15 protein-coding genes and 1 pseudogene are annotated in these 14,636 nt (G+C 61.9%); 7 read left to right on the forward strand and 9 right to left on the reverse strand.

What is annotated here, in order from left to right:
• Window positions 1-2: 2 nt before the first annotated feature.
• From OVA07_RS10840 to miaA, 6 genes are all read right to left on the reverse strand, one after another.
• Window positions 3-662 carry a YceI family protein gene (locus OVA07_RS10840; RefSeq protein ID WP_268171434.1) on the reverse strand — a complete coding sequence of 220 codons (660 nt, stop codon included), beginning with the start codon at window positions 660-662 and terminating at the stop codon, window positions 3-5.
• Between the two features lie 106 nt (window positions 663-768).
• The gene (locus OVA07_RS10845) at window positions 769-1,128 is read right to left on the reverse strand and encodes an I78 family peptidase inhibitor (protein ID WP_268171435.1); all 360 of its coding nucleotides are present in this window, start codon (window positions 1,126-1,128) and stop codon (window positions 769-771) included.
• A gap of 149 nt (window positions 1,129-1,277) precedes the next feature.
• Window positions 1,278-2,297: a ketol-acid reductoisomerase gene (ilvC, locus tag OVA07_RS10850; RefSeq protein WP_268171436.1), complete on the reverse strand. Its 1,020-nt coding sequence runs from the start codon at window positions 2,295-2,297 to the stop codon at window positions 1,278-1,280.
• 49 nt (window positions 2,298-2,346) lie between these two features.
• Window positions 2,347-2,862, reverse strand: a complete 516-nt coding sequence (gene ilvN, locus OVA07_RS10855) for an acetolactate synthase small subunit (RefSeq protein ID WP_268172684.1) — start codon at window positions 2,860-2,862, stop codon at window positions 2,347-2,349.
• Window positions 2,863-2,879: 17 nt separating this feature from the next.
• A complete protein-coding gene (gene ilvB, locus OVA07_RS10860) occupies window positions 2,880-4,628 on the reverse strand; it encodes a biosynthetic-type acetolactate synthase large subunit (RefSeq protein WP_268171437.1) in 1,749 nt (582 codons plus the stop codon).
• Between the two features lie 243 nt (window positions 4,629-4,871).
• Complete coding sequence (miaA, locus tag OVA07_RS10865; protein WP_268171438.1) at window positions 4,872-5,837, reverse strand: tRNA (adenosine(37)-N6)-dimethylallyltransferase MiaA; 966 nt, start codon at window positions 5,835-5,837, stop codon at window positions 4,872-4,874.
• On the opposite strand from miaA, the pseudogene serB reads away from it, so the two are divergent.
• A pseudogene (gene serB / locus OVA07_RS19100) lies at window positions 5,830-6,713 on the forward strand (phosphoserine phosphatase SerB). The gene miaA and the pseudogene serB sit on opposite strands and share 8 nt — an antisense overlap.
• 12 nt (window positions 6,714-6,725) lie before the next feature.
• Here serB and OVA07_RS10880 read toward each other — a convergent pair.
• Window positions 6,726-7,313: a hypothetical protein gene (locus OVA07_RS10880; protein WP_268171440.1), complete on the reverse strand. Its 588-nt coding sequence runs from the start codon at window positions 7,311-7,313 to the stop codon at window positions 6,726-6,728.
• A gap of 143 nt (window positions 7,314-7,456) precedes the next feature.
• Between OVA07_RS10880 and OVA07_RS10885 the strand changes: the two genes are divergently transcribed.
• Entirely contained in the window at window positions 7,457-8,260 is an 804-nt protein-coding gene (locus OVA07_RS10885; RefSeq protein ID WP_268172685.1) for a Coq4 family protein, read from the forward strand.
• A 135-nt stretch (window positions 8,261-8,395) separates the two neighbouring features.
• Here the strand turns inward: OVA07_RS10885 and purL are convergent, their stop codons facing one another.
• On the reverse strand, window positions 8,396-10,555 hold the full coding sequence (gene purL / locus OVA07_RS10890) for a phosphoribosylformylglycinamidine synthase subunit PurL (protein ID WP_268171441.1): 2,160 nt from the start codon (window positions 10,553-10,555) through the stop codon (window positions 8,396-8,398).
• 52 nt (window positions 10,556-10,607) lie between these two features.
• Window positions 10,608-11,021, reverse strand: coding sequence for a DUF2177 family protein (locus tag OVA07_RS10895; RefSeq protein ID WP_268171442.1), 414 nt, complete (start codon window positions 11,019-11,021; stop codon window positions 10,608-10,610).
• Window positions 11,022-11,094: 73 nt separating this feature from the next.
• Between OVA07_RS10895 and OVA07_RS10900 the strand changes: the two genes are divergently transcribed.
• From OVA07_RS10900 to queA, 5 genes are all read left to right on the forward strand, one after another.
• Window positions 11,095-11,346 carry an exodeoxyribonuclease VII small subunit gene (locus OVA07_RS10900; protein ID WP_268171443.1) on the forward strand — a complete coding sequence of 84 codons (252 nt, stop codon included), beginning with the start codon at window positions 11,095-11,097 and terminating at the stop codon, window positions 11,344-11,346.
• Window positions 11,347-11,358: 12 nt separating this feature from the next.
• A complete protein-coding gene (locus OVA07_RS10905; protein WP_268171444.1) occupies window positions 11,359-12,258 on the forward strand; it encodes a polyprenyl synthetase family protein in 900 nt (299 codons plus the stop codon).
• The gene (coaD, locus tag OVA07_RS10910; protein ID WP_268171445.1) at window positions 12,258-12,770 is read left to right on the forward strand and encodes a pantetheine-phosphate adenylyltransferase; all 513 of its coding nucleotides are present in this window, start codon (window positions 12,258-12,260) and stop codon (window positions 12,768-12,770) included. The genes OVA07_RS10905 and coaD overlap by 1 nt, the downstream gene beginning before the upstream one ends.
• 84 nt (window positions 12,771-12,854) lie before the next feature.
• Window positions 12,855-13,532 (forward strand): peptidylprolyl isomerase, encoded by a 678-nt coding sequence (locus OVA07_RS10915; RefSeq protein WP_268171446.1) that lies wholly within the window; start codon window positions 12,855-12,857, stop codon window positions 13,530-13,532.
• Window positions 13,533-13,558: 26 nt separating this feature from the next.
• Complete coding sequence (queA, locus tag OVA07_RS10920) at window positions 13,559-14,587, forward strand: tRNA preQ1(34) S-adenosylmethionine ribosyltransferase-isomerase QueA (protein ID WP_268171447.1); 1,029 nt, start codon at window positions 13,559-13,561, stop codon at window positions 14,585-14,587.
• Window positions 14,588-14,636: the final 49 nt, after the last annotated feature.

The raw sequence follows: 14,636 nt of genomic DNA on the forward strand, positions 1-14,636 counted from the left end.
TCTTACTTCTTTTCGAACGCGGCGGTGATGTCGAGCATCACGTCGTCCGAAACGAAGGGCAGGCCGTACTTGATGTTGAAGTCCGAACGCTTGATCGCGGCCTTGCCGTGGAAGCCAAGCGTTGCGGCTTTGCTGAACGGGTTGGTGCCAGCGCCTGCGAAAGTGGCGTCAACGGTCACCGGCTTGGTCACGCCGTTGAGCGTGAGGTTGCCGGTGATCTTGGCCGAAGTCCCGTCTGCGCCGGGCGCGACGCTGGTCGACACGAAAGTGGCATCGGCGGGCGCTGCGCCGAAGAAGTCGGCAGGCTTGCCTTCGGCGGCAGGCTTGAGCAGGTGCCCGGTCAACCCGGCGCTGGCGGTAACGACCTTGCTGACCGGAATCTTGACTGACACCTTGGCGGCGGCAGGGTTGGCCGGGTCGATTTCGAGAGTGCCCGACACGTCGCCAAACAGACCGAAATAATCGTTGAAGCCGAAGTGGTTGACCTTCCATGCGACCAGCGAGTGACCGGCATCGGCGGTGTAGGTGCCGGCGACGACGCGGGCCTTGTCAGCCTTGCCCGGAACTTCGGGCATCTGCGCGACCATTGGCGCAGCAGCAGCGGCCAGAGCGAGCGGCAGCGCGACCTTGAGGGCGGTGGAAAGTTTGGGGAGCTTGAGCACTGGGGATCTCTCCTTGGTTTCATGAGAGCACTCATGAGGGAGTGCAGGGGATGCCAAACCCGGCGCGCCGGCACAACCGATTCCGGTTATGAGAAATACCGCAAGATCATCCGCAGCGCACTGTGCGGATCATGCCCTGATCGTCGAGGATCAGATTGAGCCGGTCGGCGCGGTAATCGTGGGTGATGGCCGCGCCCGGTGTGATCCAGCGCAGACGGGGGTGGCCGATGGTTTGAGTAACGCGAACGCGGGCCTGCGCATCGCCGGGTGACCCGATCAGGCGTCTGGCGCGCAAGAGACCGCATGTGTCGGGCTGTTGTGGCGAGGCCGAAAGGGGTGGGGCCGCGCCGGGAACGCCTGGCGGGCTGGGCGTGCGCGTCATCTGCAGGCCGACGGCAGCCGCAGTCGCAGGGGCCATGGCGTAGGCCGAACACAACAAGGCCACGCCCAGCGACGCTTTTAGCATGATCCGCACCCGATCCCGCGTTATATCCAAAATGGAGGAATAACGTCTGAATCGGTGCAGTCCACCGGTTTCGTCGCCCTGCGTGGCCCTGATTTTGACAGAACAACTGGGCCGGATGGCACAAGCCAACCGAACCCGTTGTTATTCGATCAGTTCTTGGTCTGGTCGACCAGCTTGTTCGCGCCGATCCAAGGCATCATCGCGCGCAGCTTGGCGCCGGTTTCCTCGATCGGGTGACGCTGGGCCAGGCCACGTGCTGCCTTGAGTTCCGGCTGGCCAGCGCGGTTATCAAGCACGAAGTCCTTCACGAAACGGCCCGACTGAATATCGGCCAGAACGCGCTTCATTTCCTTCTTCGTTTCATCGGTGATGATGCGCGGGCCGGTCTTGATGTCGCCGTATTCAGCGGTGTTCGAGATCGAGTAGCGCATGTTGGCGATGCCGCCTTCATACATCAGGTCGACGATCAGCTTCAGTTCGTGAAGGCATTCGAAATAGGCCATTTCCGGTGCGTAACCGGCTTCAACCAGCGTTTCGAAACCAGCCTGCACCAGCGCGGTTGCGCCGCCGCACAGCACGGCCTGTTCACCGAACAGGTCGGTTTCACATTCTTCGCGGAAGTTGGTTTCGATGATGCCGCTGCGGCCACCACCAACGCCCGAAGCATAAGCAAGCGCGACGTCATGCGCGTTGCCGGTCACGTTCTGGTGGATGGCAACGAGGCAGGGCACGCCGCCGCCACGCTGATATTCGCTGCGAACGGTGTGGCCCGGACCCTTGGGCGCGATCATGATGACGTCGATGTCAGCGCGCGCTTCGATCAGGCCGAAGTGGATGTTGAGGCCGTGGGCGAAGGCAAGCGCCGCGCCGGGCTTCATGTTGGCGTGCAGGTCATCGGCATAGATCGCGGCCTGATGTTCGTCAGGTGCGAGGATCATCAGCACGTCGGCCCATGCAGCGGCTTCGGCGTTAGCAAGAACCTTGAAGCCCGCAGCTTCAGCCTTCTTGGCGCTGGCCGAACCGGGACGCAGCGCGATGGCCACGTCCTTCACGCCCGAATCGCGCAGGTTCTGCGCATGGGCATGGCCCTGCGAACCATAGCCGAGGATGGCGATCTTCTTGTCGGTGATGAGGTTCAGATCGCAATCTGCGTCGTAATAGACCTTCATGTCTTTCCCAATCCTATTGAAATCGAAACTGAAAATGAAATGGAATGGCTTATGCCGCGGCAGGGCCGCGAACCATGCCGACGATGCCGGTGCGGCCCACTTCGACAAGGCCCAGTTCCTTCATCAGGGCGACGAAGGAATTGATCTTGTCCGGCGCGCCGGTGAGTTCGAAAATGAAGCTGGATGTGGTGGTATCGACCACTTTGGCGCGGAATACATCGGCAAGGCGCAGGGCCTCGACGCGGTTTTCGCCTTTGCCCGAAACCTTGATAAGCGCCAGTTCGCGTTCGACGAAGGGGCCGACTTCGGTAAGGTCGGTAACCTTGTGAACCGGCACCAGCCGTTCAAGCTGGGCGCGAATCTGGTCGATCACCGGGGGCGGGCCGTGGGTGACGATGGTGATCCGGCTGAGATCGTGTTCGTCGGTAATGTCGGCTACGGTCAGGCTATCGATGTTATAGCCGCGCGCGGTGAACAGTCCGGCGATCTTGGCGAGGATACCCGCTTCGTTATCGACCGTGATGGTGAGGACGTGGCGCTCCTGCGCCTCCTGAGGGATGTGCATCATTGTTCCGGTATCCTTCAGACCAGCGCTTTGGCTTCGTCGTCCATCGTGCCTGCCACTTCGTCCCCATAAAGGATCATGTCAGTGTGCGCAGCGCCCGACGGGATCATCGGGAAGCAGTTGGCTTCCTTGGCCACGAGGCAGTCGACAAAGACCGGACCGTCGTGATCCATCATCGCCTGAATGCCAGCGTCAAGTTCGCTTTCATCGGTGATGCGGATGCCCTTCCAGCCATAAGCTTCGGCAAGGCGGACGAAATCGGGCAGGCTGTCCGAATAGGAGTTCGAATAGCGGCTTTCATAGGTCAGTTCCTGCCACTGGCGGACCATGCCCATCCATTCGTTGTTCAGCACGAACACCTTGACCGGCAGACGATACTGCGTGGCGGTGCCCAGTTCCTGAATGTTCATCTGGATCGAAGCATCGCCCGCGATGTCGATCACCAGTGTTTCAGGGAAACCGGCCTGCGCGCCGATGGCGGCGGGAAGGCCATAGCCCATGGTGCCAAGGCCACCTGACGTCAGCCACTTGTTTGGCTTCATGAAGTGGAAGTGCTGTGCCGCCCACATCTGATGCTGGCCAACTTCGGTGCTGATGATCGGCTCTTTGTGCTTGGTCAGCTCATACAGCCGTTCAATCGCGAGCTGTGGCATGATGGCCGTGCTTTTGCGCGGATAGGACAGGCTCTTGCGGGCGCGCCAGCCATCGATGCGGGCGTGCCATTCGGTCAGGTCCTGCGCTTTGTATCCGCGCTGAAGCCAGGCTTCGATCAACTGGGCCAGAACCTTGCCGCAATCGCCGATGACCGGCAGATCGACGGCAACGGTCTTGTTGATCGACGCGCGGTCGATATCGATGTGAATCTTCTTGCTGTTGGGCGCGAAGGCATCGAGACGACCGGTGACGCGATCGTCAAAACGCGCGCCGATGCAGACCACAAGGTCAGCCCGGTTCATCGTCATGTTCGCTTCATAGGTGCCGTGCATGCCCAGCATGCCCAGCCACGCTGGATGATCGGCCGGGAACGCGCCAAGGCCCATCAGGGTGGAGGTGACCGGCGCACCAGTGAGCGACTGAAGTTCACGCAAAAGCCGCGCGGCTTCTGGCCCGGAATTGATGACGCCGCCGCCGGTGTAGAACACCGGAGCCTTGGCCCTGGCGATCATGTCGATCGCTTGCGCGATTTCGGCAGAGCCGCCTTCGGTCTGAGGGGAATAGCGGTTGCGTTGTTGCGGCGCGGCGCTGGTCCACGCGGCAGAGGCGATCTGCACGTCCTTGGGAATGTCGATCACGACCGGGCCGGGGCGGCCTTCGGTGGCGATGCGGAACGCCTCGTCAATCGTCGCGGCGAGCTGCGACGGGTCTTTGACCAGATAGTTGTGCTTGGTGCAGTGGCGCGTGATGCCAACCGTGTCGGCTTCCTGAAAAGCGTCCGAACCGATCAGGCCGGTGGGCACCTGTCCGGTGATGACGACCATGGGAATCGAATCCATGAAAGCATCGGCAATGCCGGTGACGGCATTGGTGGCACCGGGGCCGGAGGTGACCAGGACCACGCCGGGCTTACCCGTGGCGCGCGCGTAACCTTCTGCCGCGTGGGCGGCGCCGGCTTCATGACGGACGAGAATGTGGCGGAGGCGTTCATCGCCGAACAGCGCATCGTAGATCGGGAGCACTGCGCCACCGGGATAGCCGAATACAAATTCGACGCCCTTGGCGACAAGGCTTTCAACCAGGATCTCGGCGCCGCTGCGCTCGGTTGTCACTTTACCAAATCCTTATTCATTGTCGCGGCCCGATAGCCCCGACGATCACGAAAAACAAAAAATTTCGGTCCGGCTGCGGTGCTGGACTGTGCCGGCCCCTGCTGCTGAACCAAAAAAATTTCGGCCCGGCTGCAGTGCTGGACTGCGCCGGGCCGTCTCTCCCTTCCGGGCACCCGATCAACACAAGGCGTGGATCGAGCAATTGACGGCCTGCTACTTGACATAAAAGAACGTGTCAAGCAGCTATATGCGTAATAAACTTGCTATATTGGCGCTGTCAATGGAATTTTCGTACTCAATGCGCGGCCAGTCGCCCGGATTCTGGTGCCTGAGCCAGGTGTATTGCCGCTTGGCATAATTGCGCGTGGCCTGTTGACCCGCCGAAATGGCCGATTCCCGCAGGATTTCTCCGCGCAGGAAGGCAGCGATTTCTGGCACGCCAATGGCGCGCATCACGGGAAGCGATTCGGGCAGGTTGCGGGCGAGCAGGGCTTTGACTTCCTCAAGCGCGCCGCCTTGCCACATCAGGTCAAAGCGCAAGTTGCAGCGGCGATAGAGCCACTGGCGTTCGGGCAGGAGGATGACGGGGGCGAGATCGACGGTATGGCCAATGCCGCCGCTGAGCTGCTGCTGCCAATGAGTGAGCGGGTGGCCAGTGGAGCGCACGACTTCGAGCGCGCGGGTGATGCGTTGCGAATCTGCCGGGGCGAGCCGGGCGGCGCGGTCGGGGTCCTCGGCTGCCAGCGCGGCGTAGGCCTGATCCAGCGGCATGGCGCGCACGGCATCGCGCACTTGCGGATCGATCTGGGGCACCGGGGAAATGCCGTCCAGCAAGGTGCGTATATATAGGCCGGTGCCGCCGACAAGGATCGACAGCGCATTGCGGGCGTGGGCGGCGGCGATTTCGGCCTTGGCGGCGCTGGCCCAATCGGCGGCGGAGCAGGGGTGCGCGCCGTCCCATGCGCCGAACAGGACGTGGGGCACGCCCTGCATCTCTTCATCAGACGGGCGGGCGCTGACCACGCGCAGATCGGCATAGACCTGCGCGCTGTCGGCATTGATGACGACCGCCTCTTGCCCGCGCGCATGCGCGTGCAATGCAAGCTTTACTGCCAGATCGCTCTTGCCGCTGGCCGTTGGCCCTGCAATTAGCGCCAGTCTTGGCTTCGCCGCCCGTTTTGGAATCGTAGGGGAATAATCTGTGCTCATCGCCCGCCTGATAGCAGAGCCGGAGACGCTTGGTGACAATCTCTCGCTCGCCATGGAAATGATCGAGGCGCGCGACTGGGAAGTGGCGGGTGCGGGGATGCTGGAAACCTGCGAGGATGTGCTGGAGCTGGAGGTTGTCGAAGGCAATCCGGCGGGCATTCGCCAAATCCTTGACCAGTGTTTCCCTGAAAGCGACCTGCTGCTGTCCGATGGCCTGATTGACGTGCCCGGCCTGTTCGTCTCGGATATGGATTCGACCATGATCGGGCAGGAATGCATTGACGAACTGGCCGACTTTGCCGGGCTGAAGGACCGCATTGCCGGGATTACCGAACGCGCGATGCAGGGCGAACTGGATTTCGATCCGCGCTGCGCGAACGGGTGGGGCTGCTGAAAGACCTGCCCGAAGCAGCGATCCGGCAGTGTCTGGATGAACGTATCCGCCCCATGGAAGGTGCGCGCACGCTGGTTTCCACGCTGAAGGCGCGCGGATGCCATACTGTGCTGGTGACCGGTGGGTTCCATTCCTTTGCCGATCCGGTGGCCGAATTGCTGGGCTTTGAACGTGTGGTGGGCAACCGGCTGGGCCTGCATGACGGTGTGCTGACCGGCGGGCTTGTTGGCGGAATCGTTGACAGTTCGGTCAAGAAGCAGGTGTTGCTGGAGGAAATGGCGCGTCTGGGCGAGGGGACGCTGAGCCTTGCCACCGGCGATGGCGCGAACGACATTCCGATGATTGAAGCCGCGACGTTCGGCATTGCCTATTACGCCAAGCCAAAGGCACGGGCAGCGGCAGATGGCTGGATCGACCGGGGTGACCTGACTTCGATCCTGTCGCTGCTGGGCATTGCGCGTCAGGACTGGGTGCTGGGCTGATCAGCCGGGAGCTTAGGCCGCCAAGGCAGACGGGCGTTGGCGACGGGCCAGCACGCGGATGGACAAGGCGGCGAGGGCCAGAGCGGTCATGGTGATGCCGATTATGCGGGTTTCCATATCGGGAATGCGCTTGGCATAGGCCAGCGTGAAGATCAGCCAGATTACATGGATGCCGGTGGTGTGCAGGCGTTTCCAGTTGTGGCCCAAGGCGCGCATCGCGGCCTGATTGGATGTGGCTGCCATCGCGAAGATGAACAGATAGGCGATCCCGCCTGGTACAAGCGATGCCACAGTGCGCGGTTCGGGGCTGAGGCGCACCGCCATGATGAGCGCGAAAAGGTGGATGGTGTGGCTGGTGGCAAAGCCAAGCCCCCACCAGCGCCGGTCACGGATCAGCGCGCGGCTCCATGGCGCAGGTGCGAGGCGAACAAGCGATGAGCCGAGGTAGGCGGTCAGAAAGATCGGAAAGCCGATGCGCGCGGTCCAGCGCGCGGCAAGTTGCCAGCCCTCAAGGGCGTACCCGCCTGTGATTAGCCCCGCCATCAGCGCCAGCGTTCCCGCAACCAGTGCCAGCGCCACTGGCCATTTTTTCGCCGCCATGCCGCATCTCCCCTTTTTTACGGTACCTAACACGGGCAGGGTAGCGGATAAAAGTGTTCCGCACGGTGGATTGACGAACAATTTACATAAATGTTAGTAGGTGTGGGCGGAACGGTATTGCTGGGAGAATTGCTGTGAATGCCATGACCGGCGCGTTGCAGGCCGACCTTCCCATTTATGACGAGCGACGGCCAGAATTGCGCCTGCGCCCGGCAAAGGCGTGGCGGCATTTTCAGAACCTGCTGAAAGACAAGGAAAACACCGAAGAGGTGTTCCACATTTTTGAATCGCTGCCGTGGCGCAACCTGCGTTCGTCAGCGGAGCGGTTTCTGCGGACCGAACGGGGGCAGGCTTTGCGTGCGCGCGAGCCATGGCTTCCGGCGATTCTCGATGACCATGAAGCGCTGCGGCGGATGCCCGAAGGATCGCTGGCACACGCCTATTGCGATTTCATGGAGCGTGAAGGGTTGAGCGCGCAAGGGTTGGTGGACGAGTTCGAGAAGTTTGCCAGCAAGCACGAAAAGTTCGATGACCAGTTCACCTGGTATCTTAACCGGATGCGCGATGTGCATGACCTGTTGCATGTCCTGACCGGTTATGGCCGCGATGCGCTGGGCGAGGCTTGCGTGTTGGCGTTCACGTATAGCCAGCAGCCCAGTCCTGCGCATCTGTTCATCGGGTATATGGCCGGGCTGAACATCCGCAAGCAGACGCGCGGAACCGCACCTGTGTTGAAGGCCGTGCGTGAGGGGCAGAAACTGGGCAAGGCCTGCCCGCGCCTGTGCGAACAAGCGATTACCGAACTGCTGCCGCTGCCCATTGATGAAGTGCGACGCAAGCTGAATATCACGCCTCCGGGGCATTACCGTAAGGCCCATGCCATCTGGCAGGATATCGGGGTCGATCCCTATGACCTGTTGGGCAAAAACGCCAAACTGGCGGCGTGATTTAGGCGCTGCTGGATTTACGTTTTGTGCCCCCGCGAAGGCGGGGGCCTTATTCGATCAAGCGCTACCCGGATTGATGCCCCCGTCTTCGCGGGGGCGCAGTTTCCAAGGTTGCATGGCCTCAGGGCCTTATGGTTAGCCTTCCATCCAGTCGCGGAAGAAGGCTTCGTTGGCTTCGCGCAGGGCCGCCACTTCGATGCCTGCAACCTGCGATCCGCCGACCGTGCCGATGCGGGTTGCGCCTTCCAGCACTTCGCCCGCAGCGGTGGTGACGATGTAGCGCGATTGGTCTTCACCGAAGGCTGCTGCCGTATCGAGCGTCACGTCCAGCGCGCAGCCCTTGTTTCCGGCCAGCGCCATTTCGGCGAGCGCGACGAGCAGGCCGCCGTCCGAAATGTCGTGAACGGCGGTGAGCTTGCCGCCTGCGATCCATTCGCGCACCTGTTCGCCGTTCTTGCGTTCCAGTGCCAGATCGACCGCAGGGGCATCGCCCGCTTCGCGGCCATGGATTTCGCGCAGGTAAAGCGACTGGCCAAGGTGGGTGCCTTCGCCACCGACGAGCCAGATGGCGTCGCCATCGGTCTTGAATGCCACCGTGGTCATCACATCATGGTCGAGCATCAGGCCGACACCGCCGATGGCGGGCGTGGGCAGAATGGCTGAGCCGCCGCCGGTCGCCTTCGATTCGTTGTAGAGCGAGACGTTGCCCGACACGATGGGATAATCCAGCGCGCGGCAGGCATCGCCCATGCCGTTCAGCGCCTGAACGATCTGCGCCATGATTTCGGGGCGCTGCGGGTTGGCGAAGTTGAGGCAGTTGGTGATGGCGAGCGGACGCGCACCGACCGCGCAGATGTTGCGCCACGTTTCGGCGACGGCCTGCTTGCCGCCTTCGTAAGGGTCGGCATAGCAATAGCGCGGGCTGCAATCCGTGCTCATCGCCAGCGCTTTCTTGCTGCCGTGGATGCGCACGACGGCGGCGTCACCGCCCGACTTTTGCAAGGTGTCCGCGCCGACCTGCGAATCGTATTGTTCGAAAATCCAGCGGCGGTTGGCAAGATCGGGGCAGCCGATCAGCTTGACCAGATCTGCGCCGAGATCGGCGCTTTCTGCCACGTTGCCCACCGGCGCGACATTGGCCCATGCCTTGTAATCGGCAAGGTTGAGCGAGGGGCGATCATAGAGCGGCGCGTCTTCGGCCAAAGGCCCAAGCGGAATATCGCACACCACTTCGCCTTCGAAGGTCAGGACCATGTGGCCGGTGTCGGTCACTTCACCGATTACGGCAAAGTCGAGTTCCCACTTCTTGAAGATGGCTTCGGCCATGGCTTCCTTGCCGGGCTTCAGCACCATGAGCATACGCTCCTGGCTTTCCGACAGCATCATTTCATAAGGGGTCATGCCCTCTTCACGGCAGGGCACATTGTCCATGTTGAGGATGATGCCGGCCTTGCCGTTGGTGGCCATTTCGACCGAGGACGAGGTAAGGCCCGCTGCGCCCATGTCCTGAATCGCCACGATGGCGTCAGTCGCCATCAGTTCGAGGCAGGCTTCGATCAGCAGCTTTTCGGTGAAGGGGTCGCCGACCTGCACCGTGGGGCGCTTGGCTTCGGAATCCTCGCCAAAATCGGCGCTGGCCATGGTGGCGCCATGGATGCCGTCACGCCCGGTCTTCGACCCGACATAGACGATGGGGTTACCAAGGCCGGTTGCCGCAGAGTAGAAGATCTTGTCGGTATCAGCCACGCCAACGGTCATCGCGTTGACAAGGATGTTGCCGTCATAGGCGGGGTGGAAGTTGGTTTCCCCCCCCACGGTCGGCACGCCGACGCAGTTGCCATAACCGCCAATGCCCGCAACCACACCCTGCACCAGATGCTTCATCTTGGGGTGATCGGGACGGCCAAAGCGCAGCGCGTTCATGTTCGCTACCGGGCGTGCGCCCATGGTGAACACGTCGCGCAGAATGCCGCCAACGCCGGTTGCCGCACCCTGATAGGGTTCGATGTAGCTGGGGTGGTTGTGGCTTTCCATCTTGAAGATGGCGGCCTGCCCATCGCCAATGTCGATGACGCCCGCGTTTTCACCGGGGCCGCAGATGACCCACGGGGCCGAAGTTGGCAGTTTCTTCAGGTGAAGGCGGCTGGATTTGTAGGAGCAATGCTCTGACCACATGACCGAAAAGATGCCGAGTTCGACAAGGTTCGGTTCACGCCCAAGCGCGTTGAGGACGCGCTGGTATTCTTCCTCGGACAGCCCATGGGCGGCGACGATATCGGCGGTGATCTGAGACATGCGCCGCGCCTTAGCGATGCACGCGCAAAAGGGCTAGTCCCGATGAGGCATTTCAGCCTGCGAATCTTTGCGCGACCCAAGTGGCAAGAGTTGCGGCAAGCGCGGTGGCAAACGTGCCCCAGGCAATGTCGATAACGGTGATATGCACGGGCCAGCGCGCCATCACCGCCTGACTGGTGAGATCATAGGTCATGTAGCACAAGGCCCCCAGTAGCGCGCCGTTGAGCGCGGCGGTTGCCAAGGCTTGCGACGGATCGGATTGTGACAGGCCGGGGCGGATGGCAAACCATACGATACCAGCGATGTAGCAGGCGTAGAACACCAATGCCGGCGCTGGCCGAAAGTTTGCCGCAAGGAGATTGCCCAGCGCAGGGCGGTAAAGCGCCTTTCCTGCCCAGCCGAGCCAGAGCGCATCAAGCGCGCCGAACACCACGGCCGTCGCGACATAGGCGATTACGATCTGCATGCCCTTTCGTCCCTCTCTGTCACTTGTTCATCGAAGCTTGACCCGGCCCCCGCGCACCGTCAATGCTGCCTCAATGGGAACCATGCCGGATATCGCGGGCTTCACGTTTGAAGAGGCCCTGAAGGAACTGGAGAACGTCGTCAGGCGTCTCGAAAGCGGGGAAGCGCCGCTGGATGAATCGATCCAACTGTATGCGCGCGGCGATGCTTTGCGGCAGCACTGTCAGGCACGGCTTGATGCAGCGCAGGCCCGAATCGAGGCGATTGTGGCCGACCGTGACGGCAAGCCGCAGGCTTTGCGGTCATTCGACGAAACCGCGGGTTGAACGGAGCGGGACATGTCGGTTGAACCCGGATTGCTGAAGGACGCGCTCAAAGCCATCGCAGAGGATATCGACCGCAGTTTCGATCTGCTGTTGCCGCTACCGGGCGATGCGCGTGACCGGCTGGTGGAAGCGATGCGCTATGCCGCGATAGGTGGAGGCAAGCGTGTGCGCCCCCTGCTGGTTTGCGCAACGGCTGGCCTTTTTGGCGTTTCGCGCGATTCCGCCGTGCGGGTGGGCACGGCGATCGAAGCGATCCACGTCTATTCGCTGATCCATGACGATCTGCCGTGCATGGATGATGATGGGCTGCGTCACGGCAAGCCGACGGTGCATTTGGCGTTCGACGATGCCGCCGCCGTTCTGGCAGGCGATGCGCTGCACGATTTCGCGTTTGAACTGCTGTCCGACCCGGTGACCAGCGGCGATCCTTTTACGCGAATCGAACTGATCCGCGCGTTGGCCACGGCCAGCGGGATGAACGGCATGTGCGGTGGCCAGATGATGGACATCGTGGCCGAAACATCCAGCTTCGATCTGCAAACCGTAACCCGGTTGCAGCAGTTGAAGACCGGCGCATTGCTGGGTGCGGCGGTGGAAATGGGCGCAATTCTGGGCAAGGCTCCGCCCGAAGGCCGCACCCATCTGCGCGGCTATGCCCGCGATATCGGCCTTGCGTTCCAGATTGCCGATGACCTGCTGGACGCCGAAGGTGACGAGGCGGCGGCAGGCAAGGCGTTGCGCAAGGATGAGCGGCAGGGCAAGGAAACCTTCCTGTCGCTGCTGGGCGCCGATCGTGCGCGCGAACAGGCACGGATGCTGGTGGAGCAGGCCGTGCAACATCTTGCCAGCTATGGTCCCGAAGCGGATCTCCTGCGCGAACTGGCGCGCTTCATCGTGGAGAGGAACCATTGATGGCGGAACGTATCGGCGTTTATCCGGGCACTTTTGACCCGATCACGCTGGGCCATCTCGATATCATCCGGCGCGGCGCAAAGCTGGTCGACAAGCTGATTATCGGGGTGACCACCAATCCTTCGAAGAACCCCATGTTTACGCCCGAAGAGCGGATGGACATGGTGGCGCGCGAAGTGGCCGAACAGGGCATCGACAATGTCGAGGTCGTGGGATTCAACGCGCTGCTGATGAAGTTTGCGCGGCGGCAGGGGGCCAGCGTGATCGTGCGGGGGCTGCGCGCGGTGGCTGACTTTGAATATGAATACCAGATGGCAGGCATGAACCAGCAGCTTGATGCCGAAATCGAGACGGTATTCCTGATGGCCGACGTCAGCCTGCAGCCGATCGCATCGAAGCTGGTCAAGGAAATCGCGCTGTTCGGCGGCGATATTACCGACTTTGTGACCCCGACGATCCGCGATGAGGTTGCAGCGCGCGTCGACAAGATTGGTCGTCTCGGCGACTATTGAGCAGACACATATCGGCAATCGTTCATTGCAGCGACAGCGCGACGCGCCTATCGGCGCATGATCTATTCGGAGTTCCACTGTCCCATGGTATCGCGTTTCGTCACCGCTCTTGCGCTTGGCACCGCCCTGATCGCATCGCCCGCGCTTGCGCAGGACAAGAAGGAAAGCCTGACTCCGCAGCAGGCCGCGCTGCCTTATGTGGTCGATGCCGACCAGACGCATGACCGCGAAAATATTCTGCTGCTCGATCTTTCGAACGGCGGGCGCGTTGCGATCCGGTTGATGCCGCAGTGGGCGCCCGCGCATGTTGAACGGATCAAGACGCTGGCCCGGCAGGGCTTCTACAACGGGGTGATCTTTCACCGCGTGATCGAAGGCTTCATGGCGCAGACCGGCGATCCCACGGGTACCGGGCAGGGCGGTTCGCAACTGCCGGATCTGACAGCAGAATTCAACGCGATCCCGCATTTGCGCGGCACGGTTTCGATGGCGCGCACGAATGAACCGAACACGGCCAACAGCCAGTTCTTCATCGTGTTCTATCCGCGTTTCGCGCTGGACCACAAATACACCAACTTTGGCCGTGTGATCGCGGGCATGGATTTTGTCGACGCCATCACGCGCGGCGAACCGCCTGCGAATCCGACCAAGATCGTGCAGGCGTCGATTGCATCGGACGACAAGCCGGTGCCGCCGCCGCCAGCGCCAGCTGCCGCGCCACAGATTTCGGCTGACATGTTGAGCAATTCGCGGTCGAACTGAACGAGATTTCCCGCTAGGGCGCGCGAATGCGCGTAGATCTGTTCGACTTTGAATTGCCGCCCGAAAATATCGCCCTGCGGCCTGCCCGGCCGCGCGATTCGGCGCGACTGCTAAATGTGGGCCGTGAAGGGCCGCTGGGTGACCTGATCGTGCGCGATCTGCCATCGCTGCTGAACGCGGGCGATGTGCTGGTATTCAACGATACGCGGGTGATCCCGGCGCAACTGGAAGGCCAGCGGGGTGAAGCGCGGATTGGCGCGACGCTGCACAAGCGGATCGACCTGCGCCGCTGGCAGGCCTTCATTCGCAATGCCAAGCGATTGCGAACCGATGACGTGATTGAATTTGGCGCAGGCGTTTCAGCCATGGCCGAACAGCGCCATGCGGACGGAAGCTGGACCCTGTTCTTTCCGGGGGACGAGCCGGTGGAAGTCCTGTTGGAGCGGGCAGGGCGCATGCCGCTGCCACCCTATATCGCGGGGAAGCGCCCGACCGACGCGCAGGACCGCGAGGATTACCAGACCATGTTCGCGGCAAAGGACGGGGCCGTTGCCGCGCCGACCGCTGCGCTGCACTTTACGCCTAACCTGATCGCCGCGCTGGCGCAGGCAGGGGTGAAGACCGAAACGCTGACGCTGCATGTGGGCGCGGGCACGTTCCTGCCGGTCAAGGCGGACGACACTGCCGACCATCAGATGCACGCCGAATGGGGCCGGATCGATGCCGCAACGGCGGACCGCCTCAACGCCGTCCGTGCCGGCGGGAATCGGGTGATCGCAGTGGGCACCACATCGCTGCGCCTGCTGGAAAGCGCGGCTGGCGAGGATAGGTTGATCCGCCCGTTCGATGGTGACACCGCGATCTTCATCACGCCCGGCTACAAATTCCGCGCCATCGATGGGCTGATGACCAATTTCCACCTGCCCAAGTCCACGCTGTTCATGCTGGTCAGTGCGCTGATGGGGCTGGAGCGGATGCAGCAGGTCTATGCCCATGCCATCGCGCAGGGCTATCGCTTCTATTCCTACGGTGATTCCAGCCTGCTCCTGCCATAAGTGGGAGTTTGCGTTCGGTGCCAGACCGTTAGCCTTCGCGCAAAGATTG

Origin of the sequence: Novosphingobium sp. SL115 (genome assembly GCF_026672515.1) — a bacterium.
Classification (GTDB): Bacteria; Pseudomonadota; Alphaproteobacteria; order Sphingomonadales; family Sphingomonadaceae; genus Novosphingobium.

What these genes read in the sequence shown, in the direction of transcription:
- OVA07_RS10845 (WP_268171435.1), bottom strand. Translation starts at nt 1,128, where the DNA reads ATGCTAAAAGCGTCGCTGGGCGTGGCCTTGTTGTGTTCGGCCTACGCC.
- ilvC (WP_268171436.1), bottom strand. Translation starts at nt 2,297, where the DNA reads ATGAAGGTCTATTACGACGCAGATTGCGATCTGAACCTCATCACCGAC.
- ilvN (WP_268172684.1), bottom strand. Translation starts at nt 2,862, where the DNA reads ATGCACATCCCTCAGGAGGCGCAGGAGCGCCACGTCCTCACCATCACG.
- miaA (WP_268171438.1), bottom strand. Translation starts at nt 5,837, where the DNA reads ATGAGCACAGATTATTCCCCTACGATTCCAAAACGGGCGGCGAAGCCA.
- OVA07_RS10880 (WP_268171440.1), bottom strand. Translation starts at nt 7,313, where the DNA reads ATGGCGGCGAAAAAATGGCCAGTGGCGCTGGCACTGGTTGCGGGAACG.
- OVA07_RS10885 (WP_268172685.1), top strand. Translation starts at nt 7,457, where the DNA reads ATGACCGGCGCGTTGCAGGCCGACCTTCCCATTTATGACGAGCGACGG.
- purL (WP_268171441.1), bottom strand. Translation starts at nt 10,555, where the DNA reads ATGTCTCAGATCACCGCCGATATCGTCGCCGCCCATGGGCTGTCCGAG.
- OVA07_RS10895 (WP_268171442.1), bottom strand. Translation starts at nt 11,021, where the DNA reads ATGCAGATCGTAATCGCCTATGTCGCGACGGCCGTGGTGTTCGGCGCG.
- OVA07_RS10900 (WP_268171443.1), top strand. Translation starts at nt 11,095, where the DNA reads ATGGGAACCATGCCGGATATCGCGGGCTTCACGTTTGAAGAGGCCCTG.
- OVA07_RS10905 (WP_268171444.1), top strand. Translation starts at nt 11,359, where the DNA reads ATGTCGGTTGAACCCGGATTGCTGAAGGACGCGCTCAAAGCCATCGCA.
- coaD (WP_268171445.1), top strand. Translation starts at nt 12,258, where the DNA reads ATGGCGGAACGTATCGGCGTTTATCCGGGCACTTTTGACCCGATCACG.
- OVA07_RS10915 (WP_268171446.1), top strand. Translation starts at nt 12,855, where the DNA reads ATGGTATCGCGTTTCGTCACCGCTCTTGCGCTTGGCACCGCCCTGATC.
- queA (WP_268171447.1), top strand. Translation starts at nt 13,559, where the DNA reads ATGCGCGTAGATCTGTTCGACTTTGAATTGCCGCCCGAAAATATCGCC.